Source organism: Vibrio sp. 661 (assembly GCF_033339315.1).
Classification (GTDB): domain Bacteria; phylum Pseudomonadota; class Gammaproteobacteria; order Enterobacterales; family Vibrionaceae; genus Vibrio; species Vibrio alginolyticus.
In genome coordinates, this window is sequence record NZ_JAWOUJ010000002.1 from 337,623 (window position 1) to 363,382 (window position 25,760).

Below are 25,760 nucleotides of genomic sequence, written 5' to 3' on the forward strand. Positions count from 1 at the left end.
ATAGTAAGGCATAAGTTTTTGTAAAATCATCGCTATCTGTGAAGTGGTGGGCGATAAGTTTGGTTCATTCCATCTTTCATAAAGATTTGGCTTGCCACAATACTGCCGCATGTGACCAACATCAGCGCTAACCAAGTGAGAGAATCTGGTTGTTCACCAAAAATTGGAACGGCAAGAAGTGTCGCGACGACTGGAGTTAATGAACCAAAAGCAGCGCTGGCTTCGGCACCGATGATCCTAATTGCATAAATGAAAGTGAAAGAAGCGATTAAACCTGCGCCAACACCTTGTAGCATCGCGTGGCCAAATAACTCCTCCCATGGCCACTGGCTGAACGGTGTTACCACCAAATAACTGTCTACCCACCCGAAACCAACGGCGATGATGAGCAGAGCCAAAGACGCGATTGCAACGAATCCTGCACAGACGTGTGCATTAAGATTGGCGACACGAGCGCTGATGGTGAAAGCAGCCCACATGATGCTGCCAGTTAGAAACAGGATATGCCCTTGTAATTGAGACCAGTTGTACTCTGCGCCGCTATTAGAAAGAAGGAATACGAAAATCCCTAACAGCACCGTAGAAAGCCCGATTAAGCGGTGAGCACTCAGCGACTGTTGATAACAAAGTACCGCGATAGCAGAAACAAACAATGGCAAAGTGCCAGGTACTAATGCACTGCCGTGCGCCACGGGAGCGAAATGCATAGCCGTTCCGACGACCAGAAGATAGGGAAGGCCGCTTCCAACCACAACACCAACCAGGTAGCGTTTAGGCACTACGCGCAGCGACTGTTTATGCTTAATCACAAATGGTAATAAAATTATACTTGGGATTAGAAAGCGAACTAACGCGATATCGGCTGGCTGCAAGGCAGAAATTGCGCCCCCTTTTAAAGAAATAAAGAAACCAGACCAAAGCAGTAAGGTCGTTAATATAGCTGCGTATCCCAAGATCATTATCGACATGTCCATTTGTAAATGATGTGTTAATTGTTGAATAAAACTCTTGCCAAAGGGAGGCAAAGTTTGACGTAATTAGGCTTGATGTTGGTGATAAATTGCGTATAAGTGTTAATTGTTGGTGATTAAAGGCACGGAAGAATAAATGGATAAAATTGACAGGCAACTTATCAACCTAATGCAGAAGGATGCCACTCTGACAACGGCAGAACTTGCTGACCAAGTAGGGCTATCGGCATCACCTTGTGCAAGACGCATTAAGCGTTTGGAGCAGGAAGGTGTAATAAGTGGTTATCGAGCTATTGTGTCCAGAGACACTGTAGGCATCGCGATGACTGTATTTGTTGAAGTGAGTTTAAATAACCACCAAGCTTCTTCGATTGATGAGTTTGAACATGCCGTTGTTGAGATGGATGAAGTGATCTCATGCCATGTCGTATCAGGGGCCTATGATTACCTGTTAGAGGTGGTCAGTAAAGATCTCGCTGGTTATGAAACATTTACTAGAAAGTTACAGCGATTAGAAAATGTGAAAGATATTCATACCCACCTGGCGATTAGACAAGTGAAAGGAAATGGCAGTTTGCCGATTTATGCATAAGAAAGATGAAATTTTTCGATAGACTTAAGATTGCCCACTATCATCGAAAGCGATATAGACAGTTTGGTAAAGACAGAGCCCGAACTCTGGGATGGGCAGATAAGTATAGTCAGATCAGCCGTTTTGAGGCGTTGTGCCGAGGGTTAACGTTAGACGGTTCAAGTATTTTAGATATTGGGTGCGGCTACGGAGACTTGTTAGCGTTTATCGAACTTACGGGGGGGCTTCCTCAAAGCTATATTGGCATTGATCAGCAAAAACAGTTTATCTCTGAAGCCAGAAAACGAGATTTTCGTACGCAAAGTAAGTTTATATGTGGCGACTTTTCAACGTTGGTATTGCCTCGTTGCGACTTTGTTTTTGCTTCCGGATCATTGAACTATCAATCCACCAACCCAAATCATACCATTGAAATGATTGATAAAATGTACCGAGCGACAGAGAAAGGTTGTGTGTTTAACTTGTTGGATGAATCCAAACTACCCAGCATGAAAATGTTAGCGTCGCACAATAAAGAAGGTGTCTTTCGCTATTGTCGGTTGCTGTGTCCGAATACACGATTGATTGAGGGGTACTCCGAGCACGACTTTACGATTGCCATGATCAAAAAAGCGAAGTCCGTTTCCTGACTCCGCCTTATAAATTCTTAAGCCTTATTGGTTTTTGTATTGTGAGATTTCACAGTTACCTGTGTATCTATCAACCTTGAATGAGAAAGCGGCTGAATGGTATTCCCTCCCATCACTCCATATTGTTTCTCCGAAGATTTTACAAAGATCCAAATCACTGATTGAACCGAACTCTTTTACGTGCCTAACTACTGACAAAAACTTGGCTTTGGTAGCATTAGGACATTCCCTGTTACTTAATCGATTGATAACCATGTTTGTAGCATCATCTCCAGCCAAATGTGACTTTTTATTAAATTTTATTAATGGCTAAACTAACCAAAAAATGTCCATAAGTAAAGCATTAATGTGACGTATGTCTCTATAAATTGATTGTCTTGGTCATGGTTTAGTCAAGTTTGTCAAAGGGAACAATCCCATTATTTACATTTGATATCATTCACGACTAAGGAAAGATAAAAAGCACGAATAACGTCCAATATTGGAGTGAAAAACCAACATCGTCTATTCAAAACTGGCTCTGTTTTTACTTCGAAACATCTTGAGCGTATTGAAGCGCTCGGGCTTCTTTATCATAGACTTGTGACAGAGTTTGATATTGTGAAGAGAGGCGCTTGTAATCTTCAGCAAGTTCCAAAGCGTTGGTGTTATACCATTCCGCAGTTATTTGATTGGCTGTTTTGTTTGACTCGCGGCACTTCTGGGCCAGTATCTCCCACCCATTTGCTGACCATTGGGATTGTGTGCTCAATTTAAGCAGCTGATTCGCTTTAGTTGTGAGCTCTTCTTTGTATTGAATCGATGCTTTTAATTGCGCTTTGAACACATTTTGGTTCGACTTGGCACGCCAAAGTAGCACGAGCTCATGCAGTGAAAAGGTGTCGGACAATAACTGACGCTGTTTATGTTCGGTCAAAAGTGTATTGAATACCTCAACATGCTGATTGTAATTGGACTCTAAACGATTGAATTGGGTAAGATTGTCATTCCACGACGATGGGTTACATTGAATATTGGCGTGCCCCGTTATCGGGAACAGAAGAAATAGTAGTATCCAATTGAGTCTGTTGATCATTATTGCTCGCGTTAGTTGACCTGCTCTTTTGAGTATATACCCAAATTTCTACGACATGCGTGCTGCTGGTGGGATAAGAATGAAAAGGAAAAGGGCATGAAGAAAATTCTCGTCGCATTGATTGTCATGCTGTTGCTCGGCGGAGCGGGGGCTGGATACTATTTCTTCTTTATGCAGAAAGATGAACCTGAAGCACCAAAGGCTACGCAAGTCGAGCAATCCTCACTGCAAAAAGAAACATCCAAACCGATTCTGGATTTAGAAGCCGCTCCCCCGGAAGTTACCGAGTACTACGTTATTGAGCGTCGTGTCAATGTTTACAACAAGCCTAACCTTAATGCTTTAGTTGTCGATACGCTCTATAAGGGAGAAAAAGTATCGGTGTTAGAAAAAGTAGATGGGTGGTACCGAATCTCCGGCTATCTTGTCTATGAAGAGGGTGGAGAAGAAAAAGCCGAATGGTTGAATGCTGAAGGGTTATCGGATGCAGAGCCAGTTATTAAAGAGCAAGAGCGCTTAGAGATATTGGATGAATACCTACAGAAGTCGGATGATTTAAAAGTTCACTTGGATATTTTCCGTAAGAAAACACAGCAATTGTTAGACGATGAAACCTGTGATCCGAGTGATTTTGAGGAGCTCGGGGGTTGGGTGCGTTCTGTGACGTTCAAAAAGCGCAACGTTTACTTCATCTATTGTGGCGGTTTGGAGCAAGAGAATAAGATCTACTTAGATGTTGATAAGGGCGATATTTTTTATCGATAACTCACCACCAATTACACTCGTTCTCTAAAGACGTTTTGATAAATGCAATAACGATGCAAACCTGAAATCAGAGATTTATAACTTTTTAGTTGTGAACCATAATCAATAGGAATACTATCAACGAGTCAAGTGACCTAACTTGGCTCTTTGTGTTTTTAGTGAGTTCCTATGCCTTGGATTTACCTTAGAAAGTTGATTTTGCTGCTATTTGCAATGGTATTGCTACCAGTGCATGTATCTGCTGCGCAAATCGACCACAAGGCTCACGTACCGCACTTTTCTAAGCTACAACCTTTTGTAGCCGTAAGTGTATCGCCAAACTCTTCCGTCGATTTTTCTGAAGTTTCAGAAGAAAGCTCTCAATCTCCAGTATCTGAAGGCCATGCAAGTCTCGATTCCGTTGCTTTGTTTAACTCTCAGCGCTGGACGTCTTACTTACGGGAAGGGCTTGATGACGAGCACGTAGATTTTGTCGGCGATCTCACTACTCCGTTTTACGCTGATGCGGGTTACGCATACAGCTTGATGGACATTAACTGGCGTCACAACCAGTCCACATTTTATCATTTCACAAGCGATCATCGCATTTCTGGTTGGAAAGAGACCAATGCCATGTACGTCGCACTCAATAGTCAGTTTTCTGCCTAAACACCATCTATTTGCACCATTGTGCACTCTTAGCACGACGATTGTATTCGACAGGACGTGAGCGTTCTGAGCATTTCATACCCTGAATTTATTCTGGGAGCATCTGTCGTGTGTTAAGCCTTGTTATTAAAAGCTTCACTTCATCGTGAAGGGATGATGTTTACATGAAAAAAACACCAAAGCAGCAAAAGAACAGAAAGCTGATGAATCACTACTCAGCTTGGAAATATGTCGTATTAATCACGACAGTCATTATTTTAACCCTAAGTGCTATACCAACTTGGTTTGGTGAACAGCCTTCTATCCAGTTGACGTTTGCGGATCAAAACAACAGCGAAATGTCGGTTGTTCATCTGAATCAACTGCTAAAAACCAACCATATTTCAGCCGACAAAATCATCGAAAAAGACGGCAAAACAACCATTGTATTCGATGGTGAAGATGCGCAAAGTAAAGCTCGTGCGTTGTTAAACAAAGAGCTAAATAAAGACGACAGCATCACTTTCTCATACGTATCGGTTGCGCCAGAATGGTTAAATGAGATGGGCTTTAGCCCAATTAAGCTCGGTCTTGACCTTCGTGGTGGCGTTCAGTTCTTGTTGAATGTTGATGTGAATAAAGCGTTTGAAGAACAACGTGATGCGTTGATTGATGAAATCAAAGCGAACCTACGTGATCAACGTGTTCGTGGTGTGCAAGTTCGAGCAGAGAGCGGCAACCGAATTACGGTAAACAGTGACAGCGAGCAAGCATTGTCGGAAGTGAACAAGTTCTTGCGTCAAAACTACCCGGGCTGGATTTCAAAAAGTTCATCTCGTGGCTTTGTGCTTGAACCGAGTGAACAAAATATCCAAGAATTTCAATCGTCGACTCTTCAACAAAACCTGAAGATCATGCGTGGTCGTATTGAAGAACTTGGTATCACAGAAGCACTAGTGCAACGCCAAGGTAAAGAGAGCATTCGAATTGAACTCCCTGGTGTACAAGATCCTGCTCAAGCGAAAAACGTTATTGGTGCAACAGCAAGCTTGGCGTTTTATGAAGTGAAAGATGCGAGCCAAGCACACAGCAGCCAAGATCTTGTTCTTCAAGATAATGATGGTCGTACTGTGATTTTGTCAAAACGACCAGTTCTAACGGGCGAGCACATCGTGAACGCTCGTGCTGGTGTCGACAAAATGGGCATGTCAGAAGTCAATATTTCTCTTGACCACGCTGGTGGTAAGAAAATGAGTGACTTCTCAGCAACTCACATCGGCAAGCCAATGGCGACCGTTTACCGTGAATACAAAACAAACGATCGCGGTGTAACTGAGCGTAGTGAGCGCGTTATCAGCGTCGCGACTATTCAATCTCAGCTTGGTAGCCAGTTCCGTATTACTGGGGCAGGTAGCATGGACGATGCGCAGCAGTTGGCGCTATTGCTTCGCGCGGGGTCACTGACCGCGCCGGTTACTATTGTGGAAGAGCGAACAATCGGTGCTTCTCTGGGGGCAGAAAACATTGAAAACGGTTTTGCAGCACTGGCTTTAGGTATGGGACTAACACTGACCTTTATGGCACTTTGGTACCGCCGCTTAGGTTGGGTAGCAAACGTGGCGCTTTGTGCCAACATGCTTTGTTTGCTTGGCTTAATCGCCTTGTTACCAGGAGCGGTTCTAACGCTTCCGGGTATTGCCGGTTTAGTGTTAACCGTCGGTATGGCAGTAGACACCAACGTTATTATCTTTGAACGTATTAAGGACAAAATGCGTGAAGGCCGCAGCTTCGCTCAAGCGATTGATCTTGGCTTTGACAGCGCATTCTCGACCATCCTTGATGCCAACATTACTACCATGATCACCGCCGTGATTTTGTACGCCATCGGTAATGGCCCAATCCAAGGCTTTGCCTTAACACTCGGATTAGGTTTGTTAACCAGTATGTTTACAGGCGTATTTGCCTCTCGAGCAATGATCAATTTAATTTGGGGCCGCGATGCCCGTCGTGATGTGAGGGTTTAATCATGGTCGAAATGCTAAAACAAAATATTCGTAAAATTCGCTACTTTACTACGCTAGTTTCCATCATTTTAACGGTGATCGCGATCGTCGCTCTAGGCTTTAAAGGGTTGAACCTAGGTTTGGACTTCACTGGCGGTATGGTGACAGAAGTAAAGGTAGATAAGCAGCTAACTAACCATGATCTGCTTGACGTTCTGCAACCAAAGCTTGGTGAATCTGCGTCAGTGACACGCTCTGGTGAAGATGGACGTTGGGTGATTCGTTACTCTGCGCCGGAAGATGGACAAACGTTGCCAAGTGTAGAAGAGGTGTTGAAGCCAATCTCTCACCAAGTTGATGTTGTCAGCAACAGTATAGTTGGCGCTCAAGTTGGCCAAGACTTGTTTGAACAAGGTGGCTTAGCATTGTTGATTTGTGTGTTGAGTATTCTCGGTTACTTGTGTTTCCGTTTTGAGTGGCGTTTGGCCAGTGGTTCACTGTTTGCTTTGGCCCATGATGTGATCTTAGTGCTTGGTTTTTTTGCAGTTACTCAAATGGAGTTCAACTTAACCGTTTTTGCAGCGGTGTTAGCAATTTTAGGTTACTCATTGAATGACTCTATCATCATTGCAGACCGAATCCGTGAGCTGTTGATTGCGAAACAGAGTTGGAAAACAGAAGACATCAATGACCAAGCTGTTATCGCGACGTTTTCACGCACTATGGTGACATCTGGTACGACATTGATCACTGTTGGTGCATTATGGATTATGGGAGGAGCGCCTTTGGCTGGTTTCTCAACCGCCATGTTTATTGGCGTTCTGTCGGGTACATGGTCTTCGATTTCGATTGGTACTGTGCTGCCGGAGTGGTTGAAACTGGAGCCGAAACATTATCTTCCAGTTGAGATCGACGCTGCGCCGTAGCATTATTTTTAAGGTAAAAGTGCTTGCGCCACTCATCTTGAGTGGCGCTTTTTTGTGCTTATTTCACGCGCATCAGACGATGTTTCACAAGTCCCAAATCGAACTCTAAGACTTGTGAGCGCTTCATTGCTTCGACTTTATTCAACATCGACTCTTGGTAGCCTTTCTTCTTCATCCACTGAAGAGGTACAGAGAAAGCATCTTCATTAACGACATAAGACTCGCCTTTATGCTCACCGCTATAGACGTTCACAACCCAAACTCGGGCTTGAAAGTCCAATACTTCACCCATGACTTTAGCGATTTTATTCAGAATATTTTTCATTGTTTCCAGTTTGCCTTAGCTTAGTAGCAACCAGACACCAACTCCCATCATTAAAGTGCCTGCGATACGGTTCATTAGGCGTACATTCTTAGACTGACCTAATACGTGTTTCAACCCTTTACCACCAGTAGCGTACAGAGACATGCAAATGAACTCAAACAGTAAAATAATGGAGACAAGTATGATCAGTTGCGGTGCAAGTGCTGCGTTTTGGTCTATAAAAGGCGGTAAAAGAGAAATCATAAATGCCCAGCCTTTTGGGTTTGCGATTGCGGTAACGAAGCCTTGCATGATAAGTGCGATATTGTCACTCTTTGGTGTTTCTAAGTTGTCGACATTAATCGCAAGTTTCCCTCGCGACCGCCACATTTCAACTCCAAGATAGAGTAAATAACCGCCACCAATGAACTTTAACGCGATAAACATCCAAGGATAATTGAGCATAATCGCAGCGATACCTAACACCGCAGAGACTGACACCAGCGCGACACCGAGAAGTTCTCCTATCATCATCCATAACGTGCGACGATAACCGATACTCATACCTAACGTTAGGGCGAGAGTCATGCACATACCAGGCGTGATTGAGACAAAAAAGAAAGTAGGGATGAACATACTGAGCAATGCAAGATTCATATCTGTTGATGATTTAGTGATTAAAGAGAAGCCACAAAGATAGTGCAAAGTGGAAAAGGATGCTACTACAAAGCGAACGATTACTTTCACTAGTAGCTAGTTGATGTTCTTCGAATATATAAATTTAAAATGAAATTATATTTTAATCTATGCGTCATAATAGTGCGTATTGCACCAGTATGAGACAAGCTCTTATATCATTTTTAGATTAAATATATTTAATTTATTATATTTTATCGGTATTAATCATCACTGTATTAAAATAATCGAATTGATAACTAAATTATCATTAAATGCAGTAATTAAATGATATGTTTGATAATTATTTTTACTGATAATTGAATTATTATTCTAATCTCAAGTTTGTTGTAATCATATAGGCTTAAAATTCAGATCTTAAATCATGACATAATGTAACGTCTACCATTCTGTATGTAAGTGCATGATATTTAATAATTATGTTTCTATTTCTCTTGGTGTAGCTTTTGTGGAAGTGTGATTTAAAACAATGACTTATGTAAAGTTAACCATTTTATAACATTTCACGGGTAATGAGATCTAAATCAATCTTATGCAATTGGGTGAGTTTTTTATTTGAAATGTAATATTTCTAGGTTAACTTAAAATAAAGGCAGCACGGGATTGGTTGTCAAAAGAATAAATAAACACGTCAGTTGGTGAACTATTTCATCAGTGTATTAAGTTTGCTTTTTAAATGCCGTTAAGAATGGAGTCTTCAATGAAGAAAGTCGCTTTGATCACTGGATCAAAAGGCGGAATTGGTTCTGCTATTTCCTCTCAATTAGTCAATGACGGTTACCGTGTAATCGCTACTTATTTCACAGGTAACTACGAATGTGCGCTGGAGTGGTTCAACAGCAAAGGGTTTACCAAAGATCAGGTTCGACTTTTTGAGTTGGATGTAACAAACACGACAGAGTGTGCAGAGAAATTGGCGCAATTGCTTGGGGAGGAAGGAACCATTGATGTTGTTGTCAACAACGCAGGAATCACACGTGATGGCGTGTTTAAAAAGATGACTGCGCAAGCTTGGAATGATGTCATCAATACCAACCTCAATAGTTTATTCAACGTTACGCAACCCCTCTTTGCAGCAATGTGCGAAAAAGGCGGTGGTCGTGTCATCAATATCTCTTCAGTCAATGGTCTTAAAGGGCAGTTTGGTCAAGCAAACTACTCGGCGGCGAAAGCTGGGATGATCGGTTTCTCTAAAGCCTTAGCATACGAAGGTGCTCGCTCGGGTGTGACAGTTAATGTTATCGCTCCGGGTTACACGGGTACGCCAATGGTTGAGCAAATGAAGCCAGAAGTGCTGGAATCCATCACGAACCAAATTCCAATGAAACGTCTTGCGACACCAGAAGAAATTGCAGCATCAGTGAGCTTCTTGGTCAGCGATGCGGGCGCCTACATCACCGGAGAGACTTTGTCGGTGAACGGCGGCCTATACATGCACTAAGGAGAGAAGATGATGGAAAAAGTATTTATCGTAGCGGCGAAGCGTACTCCAATTGGTGCTTTTGGTGGCAGCCTGAAAAATACTTCTGCTGGCGATCTGGCAGCAGTAGCGATTAAAGGCGCGTTGGAAGCGGCAAAGTTACCTGGCGACAAGGTTGACGAAGTGATTGTTGGCAACGTTGTTGGTGCAGGTCAAGGAATGGGTGTTGGCCGCCAAGCGGCACTGTTTGCGGGGATTCCTGAATCTGTTCCTGCATATGGCGTAAACATGGTTTGCGGTAGTGGCATGAAAACGGTCATGGATGCCGTGTCCCATATCCGTAGTGGCGATGCTGAGATCGTTGTTGCAGCGGGTGTTGAAGTCATGTCTCAGATTCCGTTTGCCGCACCAAGCAGCATTCGTGATGGCAACAAAATGGGCAATCTGGAGCTAAAAGATCTGCTCGTAGCGGACGGTTTAACCGATGTATACAACCAATATCACATGGGTGTGACGGCAGAAAACGTAGCAAAACAAATCGGCTTAACTCGCCAGCAGCAAGACGAATACGCGCTGTCTAGCCAACAGAAAGCGGTAGCCGCTATCGAAGCTGGCAAATTTCAAGACGAAATTGTGCCAGTGGAAGTAAAGCAACGCCGTGAAACCGTAATGTTTGATACGGATGAATACCCAAAAGCGAACGCGACAATGGAAGCCTTAAGCAAGCTACGTCCTGCTTTTGACCGCGAAGGCACTGTGACTGCGGGTAATGCATCAGGTATTAACGATGGCGCGAGTGCGATTATCGTTGCATCTGAAAGCGCAGTTAAAGCGCATGGATTAACGCCGCTTGCTGAGATCGTAAGCTATGCGCAATCGGGTCTTGATCCGAAGATCATGGGCCTAGGTCCTGTTGAGTCGGTCAATAAAGCACTCGAAAAAGCAGAACTCAGTGTACACGACATCGACGTTTACGAGTTAAACGAAGCATTTGCAGCGCAAGCACTTGGCGTGATTCATCAGTTGGCGGAAACAAACCAAGTTCCAGTTAACGCGATTCAAGATAAAGCGAACTTTAACGGTGGTGCTATCGCGCTAGGACACCCGCTTGGTGCTTCTGGCAACCGAATCTTAGTCACGCTGGTTCACGAGCTTCATAAGCAAAATGGTCAATATGGCGTTGCTTCACTTTGTGTGGGCGGCGGCATGGGCACGGCTGTGGTTGTAAAGACAGTTAAGTAATTATTTAAACGGACATTTTTAATTCTTTCTCTAGGAGACAAACCATGTACACAGATTTCTTCAAAACATTTAGCGATCAAACTGAAAAAAATCTAGAACCTTACTTGAAGTTCAACAAGCTAGTGACAAAAAACGTAGAAGTGTTGACCGAGCTTCAATTGAACGCCATTCGCACATACAGTGAAGTGGGTCTAAACCAGATGAAAGCAGCGACAGAAATCAAAGACGTAACGTCATTGACTGCTTTCAACAGTCAGCAACTAAGCGTACTTACTAAACTTTCTCAACAAATGATGGATGACAGCAACAAGCTTCAAGCGATTGCAAAAGAGTTCAAAGAAGACGTTGAGAAAATGACTTCGGAAAATCTAAAGACTGTTACTCCAGCGTAATTTGTCCGATTCTCGCCGCCCCTAGATTTGGGCGGCGTTGTTTTTTCCGAATATAGGAGTAAGACTATGTTTCAACACTTCTTTTCGGACTATCTTGTGAAGCTTCAGGAAACCAATCATCAGTGGTGGCATGATTTCGAAGTGAACAAGGCAGTCGTGAACTCTCCTTTAAACAAGGCCATGCAAGAAGTGAACTTTGAGGATACTGCCAAACTGTTCGAACAAGCTGCGAATCAGCCTGCTGCGATTTTAAAGCTACAAGCACAGTGGTGGGAACAGCAGCTGCAAATTTGGCAGAATGTTGCATTGGCAGGGAACCAAGCACAAATCGTCGAAGCTGAAAAAGGGGATAAGCGTTTCTCAAACGAAGCGTGGCAAAATGAAGCCATGTATAGCTTCATCAAACAATCCTACCTTTTATTTAGTAAGACCTATCTGGACACCATCGAGTCTTTGGAAGGCTTAGATGAAAAGACGAAAGAACGTATTATTTTTTTCTCTCGCCAAGCCATTAACGCCCTTTCTCCTTCCAACTTCATCGCCACTAACCCAGAGCTTTTGAAGCTGACACTTGAGCAAAACGGTCAAAACTTACTGGCAGGCTTAGAGCAGTTGAAAGAAGACGTTGAGTCGAGCGCAGACATTTTAAAAATTCGTATGACGAATAACAATGCATTCCGCGTGGGAGATGACGTTGCGACGACACAGGGCAATGTGGTTTTTCAAAACGAATTGTTTGAGTTGATTCAATATCGACCTCTAACAGAGAAAGTGAATGCGACGCCGCTGCTCATCGTCCCACCTTTCATCAATAAATACTACATCCTTGATTTAACGGCAAAGAACTCAATGGTTCGATGGTTGTTAGAGCAGGGGCACAGTGTATTTATGATGTCTTGGCGCAATCCAGGCAAGGCACAAGCGCACATAGAGTTTGGTGACTACGTGACAGAAGGCGTAGTGAAAGCCGTCGCTGCAATTGAAGATATAACAGGACAAGAGCAAATCAATGCTGCTGGTTATTGTATTGGTGGTACTGTTTTAGCAAGCACGGTTGCGTACTACGCTGCAAAACGTATGAAGAAGCGCATTAAGTCTGCCACTTTCTTCACCACGTTGCTCGACTTCTCTCAACCAGGTGAAGTCGGCGCGTATATCAATGACACCATTGTTAGTGCAATTGAAGCGCAAAATAACGCGAAAGGGTATATGGACGGCCGTTCCTTAAGCGTGACGTTTAGTTTACTGCGTGAAAACAGCTTGTACTGGAACTACTACGTAGACAACTACTTGAAAGGCAATAGCCCAGTCGATTTTGACTTGTTGTACTGGAATAGTGACAGCACCAACGTCAGCGCTGCATCTCACAATTTCTTGCTTCGCGAGCTCTATTTAGAGAACAAGCTGGTGCAAGATAAAGGCGTCAAAATTGGTGGAGTATGGATTGATCTAAATAAGATCAAAATTCCTAGCTATTTTGTGTCAACGAAAGAAGACCATATTGCGTTATGGCAGGGAACTTACCGTGGTGCGCTGAACACGGGTGGTAACAAAACATTTGTCCTCGGTGAGTCTGGTCATATTGCGGGCATCGTGAATCCTCCAGCTAAAAATAAGTATGGTTATTGGTTGAACGATAATTTGGATGACTCTGCTGATGAGTGGTTGAATAACGCGGAACACAAAGAGGGATCGTGGTGGACACACTGGAACGAGTGGTTACTCCAATTCAACCCTAAAGAGCAAGTTGAGCCTTTCCCTATTGGCTCAGAAAACCATCCGGTTATTGATGAGGCGCCAGGACAATACGTCAAACAGGTTCTGCCAGTAAAAGAATCTTAAACAACTCCCTATAGCAGTAAATCTTAGCGGCCTTTATGGTCGCTTTTTTTATGTATGATTGCTTGTTTATTGTTGGCAAGTACCATTGAGTAATAAATAAAAAGCGCCGAGCATTTGCTCGGCGCTCAGTGTCAACAAATAGGCTAGTTGACGAGTAGAGATGCGTTACGTTACACCTCTTTATCCTTACCAAATGACAGCAGCCAGAGAGAGATTGCTGCTACCGCCACAAAGCCGGAAAGAATAATCACTGGCATAGCACTGTAGCCAAGGATATGCCAAATTACAGATTCTAATGTACTCATGGTAAGTCTCCTTAGTGCCAGCCTTCAACGCCGCTCATGTCTGGTAGTTTGTGCGCAATACCTTTGTGACAGTCTACACATGTTTTCTCGCCTGAAGCGAGAGCGGTGGAGTGCTGTTCTGCCGCACGTGATCCTTGCTGAGAGTAATCCATGAAATCAAACTCATGACAGTTACGACATTCAAGAGAGTCATTCTTTTTCATACGTGCCCACTCTCGCTCTGCGAGGTGTCCACGACGCTCTTGGAACTTCTCTGGCGTATCGATCGTCTTCGTTACGAAGTGTGCAAATAGCTCTTTAGATGCCTGTACTTTACGAACGATCTTATCCGTCCATTCATGAGGAACGTGACAGTCTGAACAAATCGCACGAACACCAGAACGGTTGGAGTAGTGAATTGTTTCTTGAATTTCAGCAACGATCGGCGCGTGACAGCCAGAACAGAATTCTTCTGTGTTGGTTGCTTCCATACCTGTGTTGAATGCGCCCCAAAATAGAAGGCCACCAGCGAAGCCTAGAAATAAAACCACACCAGCGGCAGCTTTACTCGGGCTCGACAGTCTCTTCCAAAACGCTTTAAGTATTTTCATAAGTAACCTCTTAGTACTCGCGTTTCAATTACTGAAGCGAATCGACTGCCTTAAACTCGTTTTCCACTAGTGGTTTTGCATCCGTTTGTGGAACGTGACATTGCAAACAGAAGTAACGACGAGGAGACATATCTGCCAGTACCGCATCTTCTCTGTTTACATAGTGCGTTACGCTAATTTTAGTCGCACCTGACTCTTTTGCATTTTTCCAGCTATGGCATGCAAGACACTTGTTAGCATTTAACGAAATTTCGTAGTGACGAATGCTGTGTGGGATCAACGGTGGTTGATAAACATAGCTGTCTTCAACAATTTGATCTTTAGGGAAGTCTTTGAACTCGTCTGCTGGACGCGTATCTTCCAATTGAGACATTCCACGTAAAGATTCTAGACCTCCAATACCACCTGGATTATCCAACTCAGCTTGCGCAATGCCTGTCACTAACGCACCTACAGATAAAACTGCGACAAGTAATTTTTTCATCATTTCATCTCCGCCTTTATGGCTTAAATTCTTTATTAGGCCGCCATAATGACGGCCGTAGCATTCAGTATCTGAAGGTTAAGCAATCTTAGTGATTTTGACTGGGCACTTCTTAAAGTCTGTCTGTTTAGACAGTGGATCAGTCGCATCTAGGATAAGCTTGTTAATCAAAATACGTGCATCAAAGAACGGTACGAATACCAAGCCTTTTGGCGGACGGTTACGACCGCGAGTTTCAACACGAACGCGTACTTCACCGCGTTTGTTTGCCATGAGTACTTCTTCACCACGACGAACATTGCGTGCTTTTGCGTCTTCTGGGTGCATGTAACACACTGCGTCTGGTACTGCTTTGTATAATTCAGGTACACGACGAGTCATGGTGCCTGTGTGCCAATGCTCAAGAACACGACCAGTACATAACCACATATCAAATTCATCGTTCGGTACTTCTGGTGGCGCTTCGTATGGCGCGGAAATGATCTTCGCTTTGCCATCAGCATTGCCGTAGAAGTCCCAACCAGAACCTTCTTTTGCGTATGGGTCTGAACCTTCTTTAAAGCGCCACTGTGTTTCTTTACCATCAACAACAGGCCAACGTAGACCACGTACTTGATGGTAGCGGTCGTATGGAGCCAAATCATGCCCGTGACCACGGCCAAATGTTGCGTATTCCTCAAACAGACCTTTTTGAACATAGAAACCGAAGTGGTGAGCATCGTCATTCAGTTCACGAGCTTCTTCGATAGGGAATTTGTCGACGTTACCATTGCGGTAAAGTACGTCGTACATTGTTTTACCACGGTATTGAGGCGCTTTCGCTAGAAGCTCTTCAGGCCACACTTCTTCCATTTTGAAGCGTTTCGAGAACTCCATTAGCTGCCACAGGTCGGATTTTGCTTGACCGACTGTGCCCACTTGTTGGTACCAAGCTTGAGTACGACGCTCTGCGTTACCGTAAGCACCTTCTTTTTCAATCCACATTGCGGTAGGAAGAATAAGGTCTGCTGCTTGTGCTGTTGCTGTCGGGTATGGGTCAGACACAACGATGAAGTTTTCTGGGTTGCGGTAACCTGGAAGACGTTCTGTGTTGATGTTTGGACCGGCTTGCATGTTGTTGTTACATTGAACCCAGTAACAGTTCAGAACGCCGTCATTCAGCATACGGTCTTGCAATACGGCGTGGAAGCCAGGTTTTGGTGGAATCGTACCTTCTGGCAGTTTCCAGATGTCTTCTGCAATCTTACGGTGTTTAGGGTTAGCAACCACCATGTCCGCTGGTAGGCGGTGAGCAAACGTACCAACCTCACGAGCGGTACCACATGCTGATGGTTGGCCCGTTAGTGAGAATGGACTGTTCCCCGGAGTCGAGATCTTACCGGTTAGTAGGTGGATGTTGTAAACCAAGTTATTCATCCATACACCACGAGTATGCTGGTTCATGCCCATTGTCCATAGAGACATCACTTTCGTGTTTGGATCCGCGTATTGCTTCGCAAGCTCGATAAGCTTCTCTTTCTCAACACCAGAGATTTCAGATGCTTTCTCTACTGTGTATGGCGCTACTGATTTCTTGTACTCTTCGAATGAGATAGAAGTGAGTTTGCCAGAGTTCGGGTTCTTCGCTGCTTTTTGTAGCGGATCATCGTCACGTAGACCGTAGCCGATGTCAGTGTCTGCTTGAGTGAAGTTCGTGTGTTTGTTCACGAAGTCCCAGTTTACTGCATCGTTTTCGATGATGTAGTTTGCGATGAAGTTAGCAATTGCAAGGTCAGACTGAGGATTGAAAATGTAGCCGTGGTCTGCCAACTCAAATGAACGATGGTAGTAAGTAGAAAGCACGTTCACTTTAACGTGAGGGTGGCTTAGGCGGCGGTCAGTAATGCGAGTCCATAGAACCGGGTGCATCTCTGCCATGTTTGAGCCCCAAAGAACGAAAGCGTCTGCGTTCTCAAAGTCATCGTAACAACCCATTGGCTCATCGATACCGAATGCGCGCATGAAACCTACAACGGCAGAAGCCATACAGTGGCGAGCGTTTGGATCAATGTTGTTTGATCGGAAGCCTGCTTTCATTAACTTTGATGCAGCGTAGCCTTCCATTACTGTCCATTGGCCTGAGCCAAACATACCTACGCTTGTTGGGCCTTTTTTCTCGAGGGAAGCTTTCCATTTCTCAGCCATGATGTCGAAAGCGTCATCCCAAGAGATAGGTGTAAATTCACCATCTTTGTGGAATTTGCCATCTTTCATTCGTAGCATCGGTTGAGTTAGACGGTCTTGACCGTACATGATCTTAGAAAGGAAGTAACCTTTGATGCAGTTCAGACCTTTGTTTACTGGTGCTTCTGGGTCACCCTGTGTTGCTACCACTTTGCCGTTTTGAGTGCCAACAAGAACAGAACAGCCTGTACCACAGAAACGACAAGGTGCTTTGTCCCATGTGATTTTGGTTTGATCAGAGCTTGCAATCAGGTTGGCTGCAGATGCTGGTAGTGTCACACCTGCGACAGCAGCAGCTGATGCAGCCGCGTTTGCTTTCACAAACGCACGTCTTGTCATTTTCATACTTCACCCTCGATTTGGGAATGTTGTGTTCCAGTGTCTTCTTCATCCGTTTCTTCAAGCCCAGTTTCGATTTGGTGATAAACCAATACCGTGCTTAAGACGTTCGGTAAATTGTTAATGGCATCGATAGTGTCTGTGATGAAACCTTGGTTCTCAGTTTCAAGTACGACGATAATCTTGCCTTCAGGACTGTCACCATAGATTTCCGCATTTTCGTGTGCTTCTATCTTTTGTTTGATTTCGTCCAAATGTTCCGGCAGCACATGTACTACCAAACTTGAAATATGCACTTCATTTAGTGACATATAGCTCTCTCATTTATTTTTATTGCCTTTGGCCGACGACATTCGGCTTAGGCTGTTGTATTGCTCACATTGATGGATGAAGTCGGGCACACTGAAACACAGGCGCCGCAGCCGTTACACTCATCAAGGTCTAAATTGGGTTGTGCTACTTTCCCCAGTTCTAATTTGAACTGAATCGCCATCGGGTCGCACATATCCCCACAGCTTCGGCATTCGACATTTTGTTTTGCTAAGCAGTTATCGTTGATACTTGCTTTTGCTTGCCAAGGTTGTTCTGTTTCTGGCAAGAAAAGGGGCTCAGGACAGGCGTTTGCACATTGATAGCAAAATGTGCATTCATCGATGGAAAAATCGACCGAGGGGAATCCGCCATCACTTTTGGTTATAATCTTTGTTTCACAGGCCTCAATGCATTTACCGCAGCGAGTGCAATCGTCCGTAAACTGTTGCGGTTTAGTTAACCAAGGCAAACGTACGACGTTGTCGGGGTGCGCTTTTCTTGCAAAGAGTCTTCTTCTGGAAAGGTCTACCACTTAGTCACCTCGAAACTTGGAACCCAAACTAAGCATAGTCCACAATTTTCATTAATAAACTGTCATTTAAACTAACGAAATTGTAGTTTTTGACATATTTGTATAAATACCTCTTAGGGGGTAAATGGTATGCAATATTGTTTTGGATCAATAAATTCCGTCGCAGGTGATCACATATTGATAAAGTTGAAAGGTAATGGGTTCATTGCACGTACAAATAGGATTGTTAATGGGCGAGGAACTCAGATTGTTTAAAAATGTGAAAAAGTCGGTGACGCGCACGATTGCGTCCGCAATGCTTCTTATTTTGCTGCTCTCAGTTGCTACGACTGGTTTTGCGATTTTTACGTTAGCGTCCAGTTTGAACGATGCTGAAGCCGTCAATGTTGCTGGCTCGATGCGAATGCAAAGCTACCGTCTAGCGAATGATATTCAGGTTAAATCTGTTGACTATTCTTCACATATTGACGCATTTGAAAATTCGATATATTCACCTTCAATGAAAGCGCTTCAGCATTGGTCTGTGCCTGAAGACATCACTCACGATTACTACCGCCTTATTATCAGATGGCATGAACTCAAGGCGGTGCTTAGAGGAGACAACCCGGCAGAATATCAACTCCTAGTGGCCGGTTTTGTTGAACAAATCGATGAGTTTGTATTTAAGCTGCAAAGCTTTTCGGAGCAAAAACTGATTAACTTAGCCTGGATCGGCGGGTTAGGGTTGGGTGGCATCCTTTGTGTCAGTATGTTTGTCGTTCATTTTGTGCGCCTCGAAGTTGTTCGGCCTCTGCGTGCCTTAGTTTTTGCTAGCGAGCAAATTAAAAATCGCTCATTCAATATATCGCTCAATGTATCCAGCGATAATGAAATGGGAATACTGACTCGAACCTTTAACCGGATGGCGACAGACCTTGGTAAGTTGTACCGAGGATTAGAACAAGCGGTTGATGAGAAAACACGTAAATTGCAGCATGCCAACCAGTCTTTAGAAGTGCTGTACGACTCGTCAAAAGAACTCACGGCGTCGCGTATTAATCAAGACAATTTCCAGGCGATTTTGCAGCATATCGTCAGTCTTGAGGGCATTAAAGCGGTCAAACTTGAAATCGAGCAGCTAGGAGAACCGAGCTGGATATTGATGGAAGGAGAAGAATGCTGCCAAGATTGTGATGAAGATTGCCACGGTAAAGCCCTGATGCTAGATGGTGAGCACTTGGGCTATTTATATTGGAAAGCAGGGTTACCTTGTCCGAACGAGGCTCTTATTGACAACTTCGTGCAGATTTTATCACGCGCCGTGTATTACAATCGGGCGCAGCGCCAAGCAGAACAAATTCTGCTGATGGAAGAGCGAGCCACTATTGCTCGGGAGTTGCATGATTCATTGGCTCAAGCACTCTCTTACTTAAAAATTCAGGTCGCTTTGTTAAAGAGAAGCGTAAAGAACTTGCCTGACGAAAAGGCGATCGCGCAGGCTAATCAAGTTATTGCTGAGCTAGATACGGGCTTATCTGCCGCGTATACGCAGTTACGCGAGTTACTGACGACGTTTCGTCTTACGATTAAAGAGGGCAGTTTTGGCCAAGCATTGCAAGACATGGTTGAAACGCTCAGTGAACAAACTGCTGCGGACATTACGCTAAAAAATAGACTTTCATCAACTGAACTGGATGCACATCAGCAGGTTCATTTACTACAGTTGATAAGAGAAGCGGCAATTAATGCAATCAAACATGCGCAAGCAGATAATATTCACATTCAATGTCTCGATAATGATGGAAAAGTCACAGCAACCGTTAGCGACGATGGAATAGGCTTTGAACATCAAGACGAAAAATTAAATCATTACGGTATGAGTATCATGCAAGAGCGGGCCGCTAGACTGCATGCCGATCTGCACATCGAAGCATCGATAAACAAAGGTTGTACCGTAAAATTAGAATTCCAACATAGTAAGGAAGTAAACAGTGACAGTGTGTAAAGTAATGCTGGTGGATGATCATCCACTCATGCGAAGAGGTATCCACCAGCTTTTAAGCTTTGAGCCTGAGTTTGAGGTCATTGCAGAAGCAAGTAATGGCGCGGATGCAGTAGCGAAAGCGCATGAGCTAGAACTGGATCTTGTACTTCTTGATCTTAATATGAAAGGCATGTCTGGCCTTGATACTTTGCAAGCACTGCGTGCAGATGGCTGTGAAGCCAGAATTGTCATTCTAACCGTTTCAGATAGCCCAGCAGATATAGAAGCAATAGTTCGAAGTGGTGCCGATGGCTATTTATTGAAAGACACTGAGCCTGATGAGTTGGTTGAGTTGCTAAAACAAGCGCACCAAGGGGACAAGGCATACAGCCAAGAAGTTTCTAAGTATTTGAGTGAACGTTCAGAGCAAGAGGACGTGTTTGATACACTGACCGATCGTGAATCGCAGATCTTAAGAGAGGTGGCAAGAGGTTTCCGCAACAAGCAAATTGCCGATCGTCTTTTTATCTCTGAGTCTACGGTTAAAGTACATATGAAGAGTTTACTTAAAAAGCTTCAAGTTCCTTCTCGTACTGCAGCAACCGTCCTTTATCTTGAGCGCTTTGGCGACATCAAATAACATTGTTGGATTTGAATCTGTAATAATAAATAAAATCAAACAGTTATATTGATTCTGACGAATAAAAAAAACCGCCTGTTAGGCGGTTTTTTTACTTGTCTGGGCGAATAGAGTACAAGTCACTGTTGTGCTTACCACACTCCAAATAGTACTGATAAGCCACTTTTTTGCTTTCAGCAATGACTCTCATGCAGTGCATTTTCCCCTGTTCAAAATATCGAATCTCATATTCTACACTGGTATCAAGTTGCTCAGCGGCTGCCATACTTCGCCTCCATAAACCATCCAAAAAACATCCATGCAAATTATATGCCGTTATAGGGAGCGTCGTTCGGTACGTTTTTTAGCCGATAATTGCGCTCTAACTCACTTTTTTGCGGATAGCTGTGATCAAAAAGTTAATTTCAAACTCTATATATTATTAAGGTGGCAATCAATATTTGTCACACTGGTGTAAGTTTGCCGCAATACTAAGTGATACAGGTTGAGTATAGAACTTAATCAACAGAAAAGGGAATACGAATAAGTGACTAAATTAAAGGATGTATCTAATAAGGCGCTTCGTTATGGCCTTCTATTTTGTTTCGTATTTCTGCTTGCCGGTTGTGCGAAAAAGTTTTTATACAGCAATATCGATTGGTTCGTGCTCGATTACTTAGAGGACTATGTCTCGTTGCAAGGGGAACAAGAAGTCCTAGTGGAAGAGCGCTTATTATTGTTGGCAGACTGGCACAAGAAAGAGGAGTTACCATTATATATCGAACATTTAAAAGACCTTGAGAGATTAAAAGCGAGCGATATCACCTTAAATTACTTACAAAAAAATCGAGATAGAATGCGAGCGCATTACGATAGAGTGGTCAGCAAAGCAGCACCAGATCTTTTTGCGTTAAGTTTGCAATTAACGAAAGAGCAAGAACGCGAGTTTTTGAGTAATGTACAAGAACATTATCAAGAGCGAAACGCAAAATATGCCGATAAGACAGAAGACGAAGTGCGTGAAATTATTCTGGATAACACTGAAGAGTGGATGGAAGAATGGCTGGGGAATCTATCAGGAAATCAGCGTCAATTAGCTCAAAGATTTTCTCAGCAAGTTATTTTAAACAGCCCTTTATGGAGAGATTATCGAGCCACGGTATATCAAGAGCTCGAATACTTGTTCGACAACAAATCTAATGTTGTGACTTATCAAGATATATTTATGCGACTCTTGTTCGAGCCAGAGAGTTATTATAGTGAGCAGCTTTCTCTGAATATTGACTCTAACTTTGCATTGGTTGATCAACTGACATTAGATGTTTCTCGTTCGATGACCGATAAGCAATGGCGTCATTTTCGTGAAAAGGTTAAAGAGTGGCGAGTATTGGCTGAGGAACTTTTAGATTAAATTCATGCTTCAATGAGCGAAAGCAAAGCGCAAAAGCCTTTCTTATCAAAAAATGATTCAAAGCAAATTCTTATTGAGCTAAGAGCGTAACATAGCGTGAGGTTTGATGAGGCAACGTCAGCTTATCAATGCGTGATAAGGCCTCATCGTACAAAACAATGAGAATAAATATGAAACATTTAGTTGAAAGATTTCTTCGATACGTCACGTTTGATACCCAATCCAATCCACATGTGACGCTTTGCCCAAGTTCACCTGGTCAGCTTGTGTTTGCTGAGTTACTTAAAAAAGAGATGATCGAGCTTGGTTTAAGTGACGTGACTTTGGATAAAAATGGCTACTTGATGGCTAAACTGCCAGCCAATGTTGATTATGAGGTTCCTCCTATCGGCTTCATTGCCCATATGGATACCGCGCCGGATGCATCTGGCAAAAACGTAAAGCCGCAATTCATCGAAGATTACCAGGGTGGCGATATTGCATTAGGGTTGGGGGATGAAGTGTTATCTCCCGTGCAATACCCAGATTTACATCACCTACATGGCCACAATCTTATTACTACCGATGGCACTACATTACTTGGCGCGGATAACAAAGCCGGTATCGCAGAGATTCTTTCCGCGGTAGCTCTGCTACTGGAAAACCCAGACATTCCACACGGCGACATTTGTATCGGCTTTACTCCGGATGAAGAAATCGGTCGTGGTGCAGATTTGTTTGATGTTAAAAAATTTGGCGCGAAATGGGCATACACTATAGATGGTGGCCCGCAAGGTGAATTGGAATACGAAAACTTTAATGCAGCAAACGCTGATGTAATTTTTCATGGTGTTAGCGTTCATCCAGGTACTGCAAAAGGCAAAATGGTCAATGCGATGAACTTGGCTGCGAAATTTCAAGTTCAAATGCCCCAAGATCAAACTCCGGAAACAACCGAAGGTTACGAAGGGTTCTTCCATCTAAAATCGGCAGAAATGGGCGTTGCACGAAGCGAGCTAGGTTACATTATTAGAGACTTTGACCGTCAAAGACTTGAGGATCGAAAAGCCTTTATGCAGAAACTCGTCGATGAAATGAACACGGGTTTACGCCATGGTTCTGTAGAGCTAAAAATAAAAGACAGCTATTACAATATGAGAGAAATGGTTGAGCCTTACCCTCATATCATTGAGCTGGCAAAGCAAGCGATGGAAGCGTGTGATGTGGAACCGATTATAAAACCTATTCGTGGTGGTACAGATGGTGCTCGTTTATCTTTTATGGGTTTGCCGTGCCCGAATATCTTCACCGGTGGTTTTAACTTCCACGGAATTCATGAGTTTATTTCTGTTGAAATGATGGAAAAATCAGTACTCGTTATTGTCAAAATTGCTGAGCTCACAGCGAAAAAACACAGTTAAAAGACTACGTCGAGACCTCTTGCAGATTTAATAACAAAATAGCCCAGATCTTCCTGGGCTATTTAACTATTAAGATGGAATACTAGCGCACGTCTTTGTCTTCAATTTCAATGTCTTCTAGTGGTAACCAGTCGACTTTCACACCCGCTTGATCGAACATATCTTGACTGACTTGGATTTTATCTCCCCAGCGAGATAAAAAGTCTTCAGACTGCTCAGGGCAGTGTACGTGTGAGATCCCTGTTTGAATGATCTTTGCCGCGCAGTTAGGGCAAGGAAAATGCGTTACCCAAATATCACATCCGTCTAAGTCACGTTTTGAGAACAAAATTGCGTTCTCTTCCGCGTGCAGTGTTTTAAGGTATTTCAACTCGCGCTCATCGGTGTCGACACTGTCAGAAACACCATGCGGATAGCCATTAAATCCAACAGATACAATGCGATTCTGTTTAGTAATAACGGCACCGACTTGTGTTGATGGGTCCTTACTCCAAGACGCCACTAGTTCTGCCATCTGGTAAAAGCGTTTCGCCCATTTAGAAATCATAGTCATCCTCTCTGTCGAAGGCGTTGAATTAATTGAATGATAACCCATTTATATTAAAAAAATAGTCAAAATCGGGGTCTTGAGTATGAAGGCGTCACTTTTTACCTTTTTAGCCACAAAACGTTCTTATCTTGAGCACTGAATCTCACTTTACGCCCGAATACAATACTCCCGTTAGTGTTTCCAAGCACACGCTAAAATTCGCGATCTCCTAAGGCGTATATTAAATAGTTATGATTGAGTTGTATGTATATTGCTCATTGAATACCACTGTTAACTAAATTACTTTATTTTCCTTTTGTTTCTCATGTTTACATTTAGAAACACCTTGGGCGCTTTTCAGTGAAGTTTTCAGTGGCAGCAAGGAGTAAGGTTGATAGGAATTCAACAATATCCTGTTCTATAAAGACGGTAAATACATGCAAAAGAAACCACTTGTCGCACTAATGGCGGCTACAGCAATCCTCGCTGGATGCGGGGAAGCTAATAATGCCCAAACGAAAGGTCAAGCGCCTCTCGTAGTGACTCAGGATGTCACGGTTATCGACTACCAACCGAGCAAGTCTTATATCGGTCGCATTGAAGCAGTAGAAGATACCAATATTACCGCGCAGATTTCTGGCTACTTAAAAGCTCGTCACTTTGAAGAGGGGCAAATGGTAGAAAAAGGGCAGCTCCTTTACTCTATCGAGCCATCTTCTTTTGAAGCCCAAGTCGCGAGTGCTAAAGCCGCACTTGCACAAGCTAAAGCGGCGCTAAAAAAAGCCGAATTAGATCATACTCGAGGTAAAAACTTGTTGCCTCGCGGTAGTATCTCTCAATCTGAGTTTGATGCTTTAACTGCGGCACTTCTTAGTGCGAGAGCAGAGCTAGAAGCGGCAAATGCTCAACTTAAACTTGCTGAAGTTAACCTTTCCTATACTCAAATCCGAGCACCTTTTAGCGGACGTATTAGTGATACCAAAGTGAGTACGGGTGATCTGGTTTCTCCGTCATCTGGCGTGCTGACAACTCTGGTGAGTTTAGATCCAGTTCATACCTCATTTAGTGTGAGTGAGCGTGAGCGTTTAGCTATGGGTATGGATCAAGTAAAAGGTGATGGCTCGGCTGAATCAAACCGCGTTGAAGTTCAGCTTGAACTGGAAAATGGACAGTTTTTTGAGCATCTTGGTAAGCTTGATTTCTTAGGTAATCGTATTGACACCAAAACGGGTACGATTGCTATGCGCGCGCTAGTGCCAAACCCAGAGCAGAAGTTACTTCCGGGTCAACACATCAAAGTGAACTTGAGAGATAAGAACACGAAAGACGTTATTGTTATCCCACGACGTGCCGTACAGACTGACTTAGAAGGTGACTTTGTGATGGTGATGGCTGAGGGAAGTGTGGCAGAGCGTCGTAACGTCGAGCTTGGCCCTCAGGTTGAACAAGGCATTATCATTCGAGAAGGGCTCGATCAGGAAGATACGGTTATTACACAAGGCCTACAACGTGTGCGTAATGGTGTAGAAGTGCGCCTTCAAGCACCTGCTGAAGATAAGCAGTAGGGGG

At 43.6% G+C, this 25,760-nt stretch carries 27 protein-coding genes; 15 read left to right on the top strand and 12 right to left on the bottom strand.

Features of this window, described 5'->3' with window-relative positions; all coding sequences use genetic code 11:
• Positions 1-32 precede the first annotated feature (32 nt).
• A complete protein-coding gene (locus R7P69_RS05830) occupies positions 33-959 on the bottom strand; it encodes a DMT family transporter (protein WP_025767932.1) in 927 nt (308 codons plus the stop codon).
• Positions 960-1,107: 148 nt separating this feature from the next.
• Between R7P69_RS05830 and R7P69_RS05835 the strand changes: the two genes are divergently transcribed.
• Entirely contained in the window at positions 1,108-1,563 is a 456-nt protein-coding gene (locus R7P69_RS05835) for an Lrp/AsnC family transcriptional regulator (RefSeq protein WP_005373581.1), read from the top strand.
• Between the two features lie 5 nt (positions 1,564-1,568).
• The gene (locus R7P69_RS05840; RefSeq protein WP_054576117.1) at positions 1,569-2,192 is read left to right on the top strand and encodes a class I SAM-dependent methyltransferase; all 624 of its coding nucleotides are present in this window, start codon (positions 1,569-1,571) and stop codon (positions 2,190-2,192) included.
• Positions 2,193-2,718: 526 nt separating this feature from the next.
• Here R7P69_RS05840 and R7P69_RS05850 read toward each other — a convergent pair.
• The gene (locus R7P69_RS05850; RefSeq protein WP_238952737.1) at positions 2,719-3,267 is read right to left on the bottom strand and encodes an ATPase; all 549 of its coding nucleotides are present in this window, start codon (positions 3,265-3,267) and stop codon (positions 2,719-2,721) included.
• A 96-nt stretch (positions 3,268-3,363) separates the two neighbouring features.
• On the opposite strand from R7P69_RS05850, the gene R7P69_RS05855 reads away from it, so the two are divergent.
• The 4 genes from R7P69_RS05855 to secF all read left to right on the top strand — a co-directional run bounded on the left by R7P69_RS05855 (position 3,364) and on the right by secF (position 7,588).
• Positions 3,364-4,032, top strand: coding sequence for an SH3 domain-containing protein (locus tag R7P69_RS05855; protein ID WP_005373574.1), 669 nt, complete (start codon positions 3,364-3,366; stop codon positions 4,030-4,032).
• A gap of 168 nt (positions 4,033-4,200) precedes the next feature.
• Entirely contained in the window at positions 4,201-4,680 is a 480-nt protein-coding gene (locus tag R7P69_RS05860) for a hypothetical protein (RefSeq protein ID WP_005373572.1), read from the top strand.
• Positions 4,681-4,844: 164 nt separating this feature from the next.
• Complete coding sequence (secD, locus tag R7P69_RS05865; RefSeq protein WP_053349261.1) at positions 4,845-6,683, top strand: protein translocase subunit SecD; 1,839 nt, start codon at positions 4,845-4,847, stop codon at positions 6,681-6,683.
• 2 nt (positions 6,684-6,685) lie between these two features.
• The gene (gene secF, locus R7P69_RS05870) at positions 6,686-7,588 is read left to right on the top strand and encodes a protein translocase subunit SecF (protein WP_054577769.1); all 903 of its coding nucleotides are present in this window, start codon (positions 6,686-6,688) and stop codon (positions 7,586-7,588) included.
• A 58-nt stretch (positions 7,589-7,646) separates the two neighbouring features.
• Here the strand turns inward: secF and R7P69_RS05875 are convergent, their stop codons facing one another.
• Positions 7,647-7,913, bottom strand: coding sequence for a hypothetical protein (locus tag R7P69_RS05875; RefSeq protein ID WP_017635186.1), 267 nt, complete (start codon positions 7,911-7,913; stop codon positions 7,647-7,649).
• A gap of 15 nt (positions 7,914-7,928) precedes the next feature.
• Entirely contained in the window at positions 7,929-8,549 is a 621-nt protein-coding gene (locus R7P69_RS05880) for a LysE family translocator (protein WP_021035942.1), read from the bottom strand.
• Between the two features lie 739 nt (positions 8,550-9,288).
• Between R7P69_RS05880 and R7P69_RS05885 the strand changes: the two genes are divergently transcribed.
• From R7P69_RS05885 to phaC, 4 genes are all read left to right on the top strand, one after another.
• On the top strand, positions 9,289-10,029 hold the full coding sequence (locus tag R7P69_RS05885) for an SDR family oxidoreductase (RefSeq protein ID WP_005373555.1): 741 nt from the start codon (positions 9,289-9,291) through the stop codon (positions 10,027-10,029).
• A gap of 12 nt (positions 10,030-10,041) precedes the next feature.
• On the top strand, positions 10,042-11,250 hold the full coding sequence (locus R7P69_RS05890; protein ID WP_005373553.1) for an acetyl-CoA C-acetyltransferase: 1,209 nt from the start codon (positions 10,042-10,044) through the stop codon (positions 11,248-11,250).
• Positions 11,251-11,294: 44 nt separating this feature from the next.
• The gene (locus tag R7P69_RS05895; protein ID WP_005373550.1) at positions 11,295-11,642 is read left to right on the top strand and encodes a phasin family protein; all 348 of its coding nucleotides are present in this window, start codon (positions 11,295-11,297) and stop codon (positions 11,640-11,642) included.
• A 66-nt stretch (positions 11,643-11,708) separates the two neighbouring features.
• Positions 11,709-13,484 carry a class I poly(R)-hydroxyalkanoic acid synthase gene (phaC, locus tag R7P69_RS05900; RefSeq protein WP_017819891.1) on the top strand — a complete coding sequence of 592 codons (1,776 nt, stop codon included), beginning with the start codon at positions 11,709-11,711 and terminating at the stop codon, positions 13,482-13,484.
• A gap of 170 nt (positions 13,485-13,654) precedes the next feature.
• Here phaC and R7P69_RS05905 read toward each other — a convergent pair whose 3' ends face one another.
• The 6 genes from R7P69_RS05905 to napF all read right to left on the bottom strand — a co-directional run bounded on the left by R7P69_RS05905 (position 13,655) and on the right by napF (position 18,269).
• Positions 13,655-13,789 carry a TIGR02808 family protein gene (locus R7P69_RS05905; RefSeq protein ID WP_005373546.1) on the bottom strand — a complete coding sequence of 45 codons (135 nt, stop codon included), beginning with the start codon at positions 13,787-13,789 and terminating at the stop codon, positions 13,655-13,657.
• 11 nt (positions 13,790-13,800) lie between these two features.
• Positions 13,801-14,379 carry a NapC/NirT family cytochrome c gene (locus R7P69_RS05910; RefSeq protein ID WP_005373542.1) on the bottom strand — a complete coding sequence of 193 codons (579 nt, stop codon included), beginning with the start codon at positions 14,377-14,379 and terminating at the stop codon, positions 13,801-13,803.
• Between the two features lie 28 nt (positions 14,380-14,407).
• Positions 14,408-14,863, bottom strand: a complete 456-nt coding sequence (locus tag R7P69_RS05915) for a nitrate reductase cytochrome c-type subunit (protein ID WP_005389061.1) — start codon at positions 14,861-14,863, stop codon at positions 14,408-14,410.
• Between the two features lie 78 nt (positions 14,864-14,941).
• Positions 14,942-17,431 (bottom strand): periplasmic nitrate reductase subunit alpha, encoded by a 2,490-nt coding sequence (napA, locus tag R7P69_RS05920; protein ID WP_005389060.1) that lies wholly within the window; start codon positions 17,429-17,431, stop codon positions 14,942-14,944.
• A complete protein-coding gene (locus R7P69_RS05925; protein ID WP_005373535.1) occupies positions 17,428-17,736 on the bottom strand; it encodes a chaperone NapD in 309 nt (102 codons plus the stop codon). Before R7P69_RS05925 ends, napA begins: the two co-directional genes overlap by 4 nt.
• Before the next feature lie 47 nt (positions 17,737-17,783).
• Positions 17,784-18,269: a ferredoxin-type protein NapF gene (gene napF, locus R7P69_RS05930; RefSeq protein ID WP_081107471.1), complete on the bottom strand. Its 486-nt coding sequence runs from the start codon at positions 18,267-18,269 to the stop codon at positions 17,784-17,786.
• 247 nt (positions 18,270-18,516) lie between these two features.
• Here napF and narQ point away from each other — a divergent pair, with 247 nt between their 5' ends.
• Both narQ and R7P69_RS05940 read left to right on the top strand, forming a co-directional pair.
• The gene (gene narQ / locus R7P69_RS05935; RefSeq protein WP_238952802.1) at positions 18,517-20,253 is read left to right on the top strand and encodes a nitrate/nitrite two-component system sensor histidine kinase NarQ; all 1,737 of its coding nucleotides are present in this window, start codon (positions 18,517-18,519) and stop codon (positions 20,251-20,253) included.
• 4 nt (positions 20,254-20,257) lie between these two features.
• On the top strand, positions 20,258-20,872 hold the full coding sequence (locus tag R7P69_RS05940) for a response regulator (protein ID WP_031777156.1): 615 nt from the start codon (positions 20,258-20,260) through the stop codon (positions 20,870-20,872).
• 91 nt (positions 20,873-20,963) lie between these two features.
• On the opposite strand, the gene R7P69_RS05945 is transcribed toward R7P69_RS05940, so the two are convergent.
• On the bottom strand, positions 20,964-21,137 hold the full coding sequence (locus R7P69_RS05945) for a hypothetical protein (protein WP_005373524.1): 174 nt from the start codon (positions 21,135-21,137) through the stop codon (positions 20,964-20,966).
• Positions 21,138-21,398: 261 nt separating this feature from the next.
• Here R7P69_RS05945 and R7P69_RS05950 point away from each other — a divergent pair, with 261 nt between their 5' ends.
• Both R7P69_RS05950 and pepT read left to right on the top strand, forming a co-directional pair.
• Positions 21,399-22,262: a DUF6279 family lipoprotein gene (locus R7P69_RS05950; protein ID WP_054574706.1), complete on the top strand. Its 864-nt coding sequence runs from the start codon at positions 21,399-21,401 to the stop codon at positions 22,260-22,262.
• 170 nt (positions 22,263-22,432) lie between these two features.
• A complete protein-coding gene (pepT, locus tag R7P69_RS05955) occupies positions 22,433-23,662 on the top strand; it encodes a peptidase T (RefSeq protein ID WP_031781280.1) in 1,230 nt (409 codons plus the stop codon).
• 82 nt (positions 23,663-23,744) lie between these two features.
• Here pepT and R7P69_RS05960 read toward each other — a convergent pair whose 3' ends face one another.
• Positions 23,745-24,209, bottom strand: coding sequence for a dCMP deaminase family protein (locus R7P69_RS05960; RefSeq protein ID WP_005373515.1), 465 nt, complete (start codon positions 24,207-24,209; stop codon positions 23,745-23,747).
• A 419-nt stretch (positions 24,210-24,628) separates the two neighbouring features.
• On the opposite strand from R7P69_RS05960, the gene vmeY reads away from it, so the two are divergent.
• Positions 24,629-25,756 carry a multidrug efflux RND transporter periplasmic adaptor subunit VmeY gene (gene vmeY / locus R7P69_RS05965; RefSeq protein ID WP_238952736.1) on the top strand — a complete coding sequence of 376 codons (1,128 nt, stop codon included), beginning with the start codon at positions 24,629-24,631 and terminating at the stop codon, positions 25,754-25,756.
• Positions 25,757-25,760 lie beyond the last annotated feature (4 nt).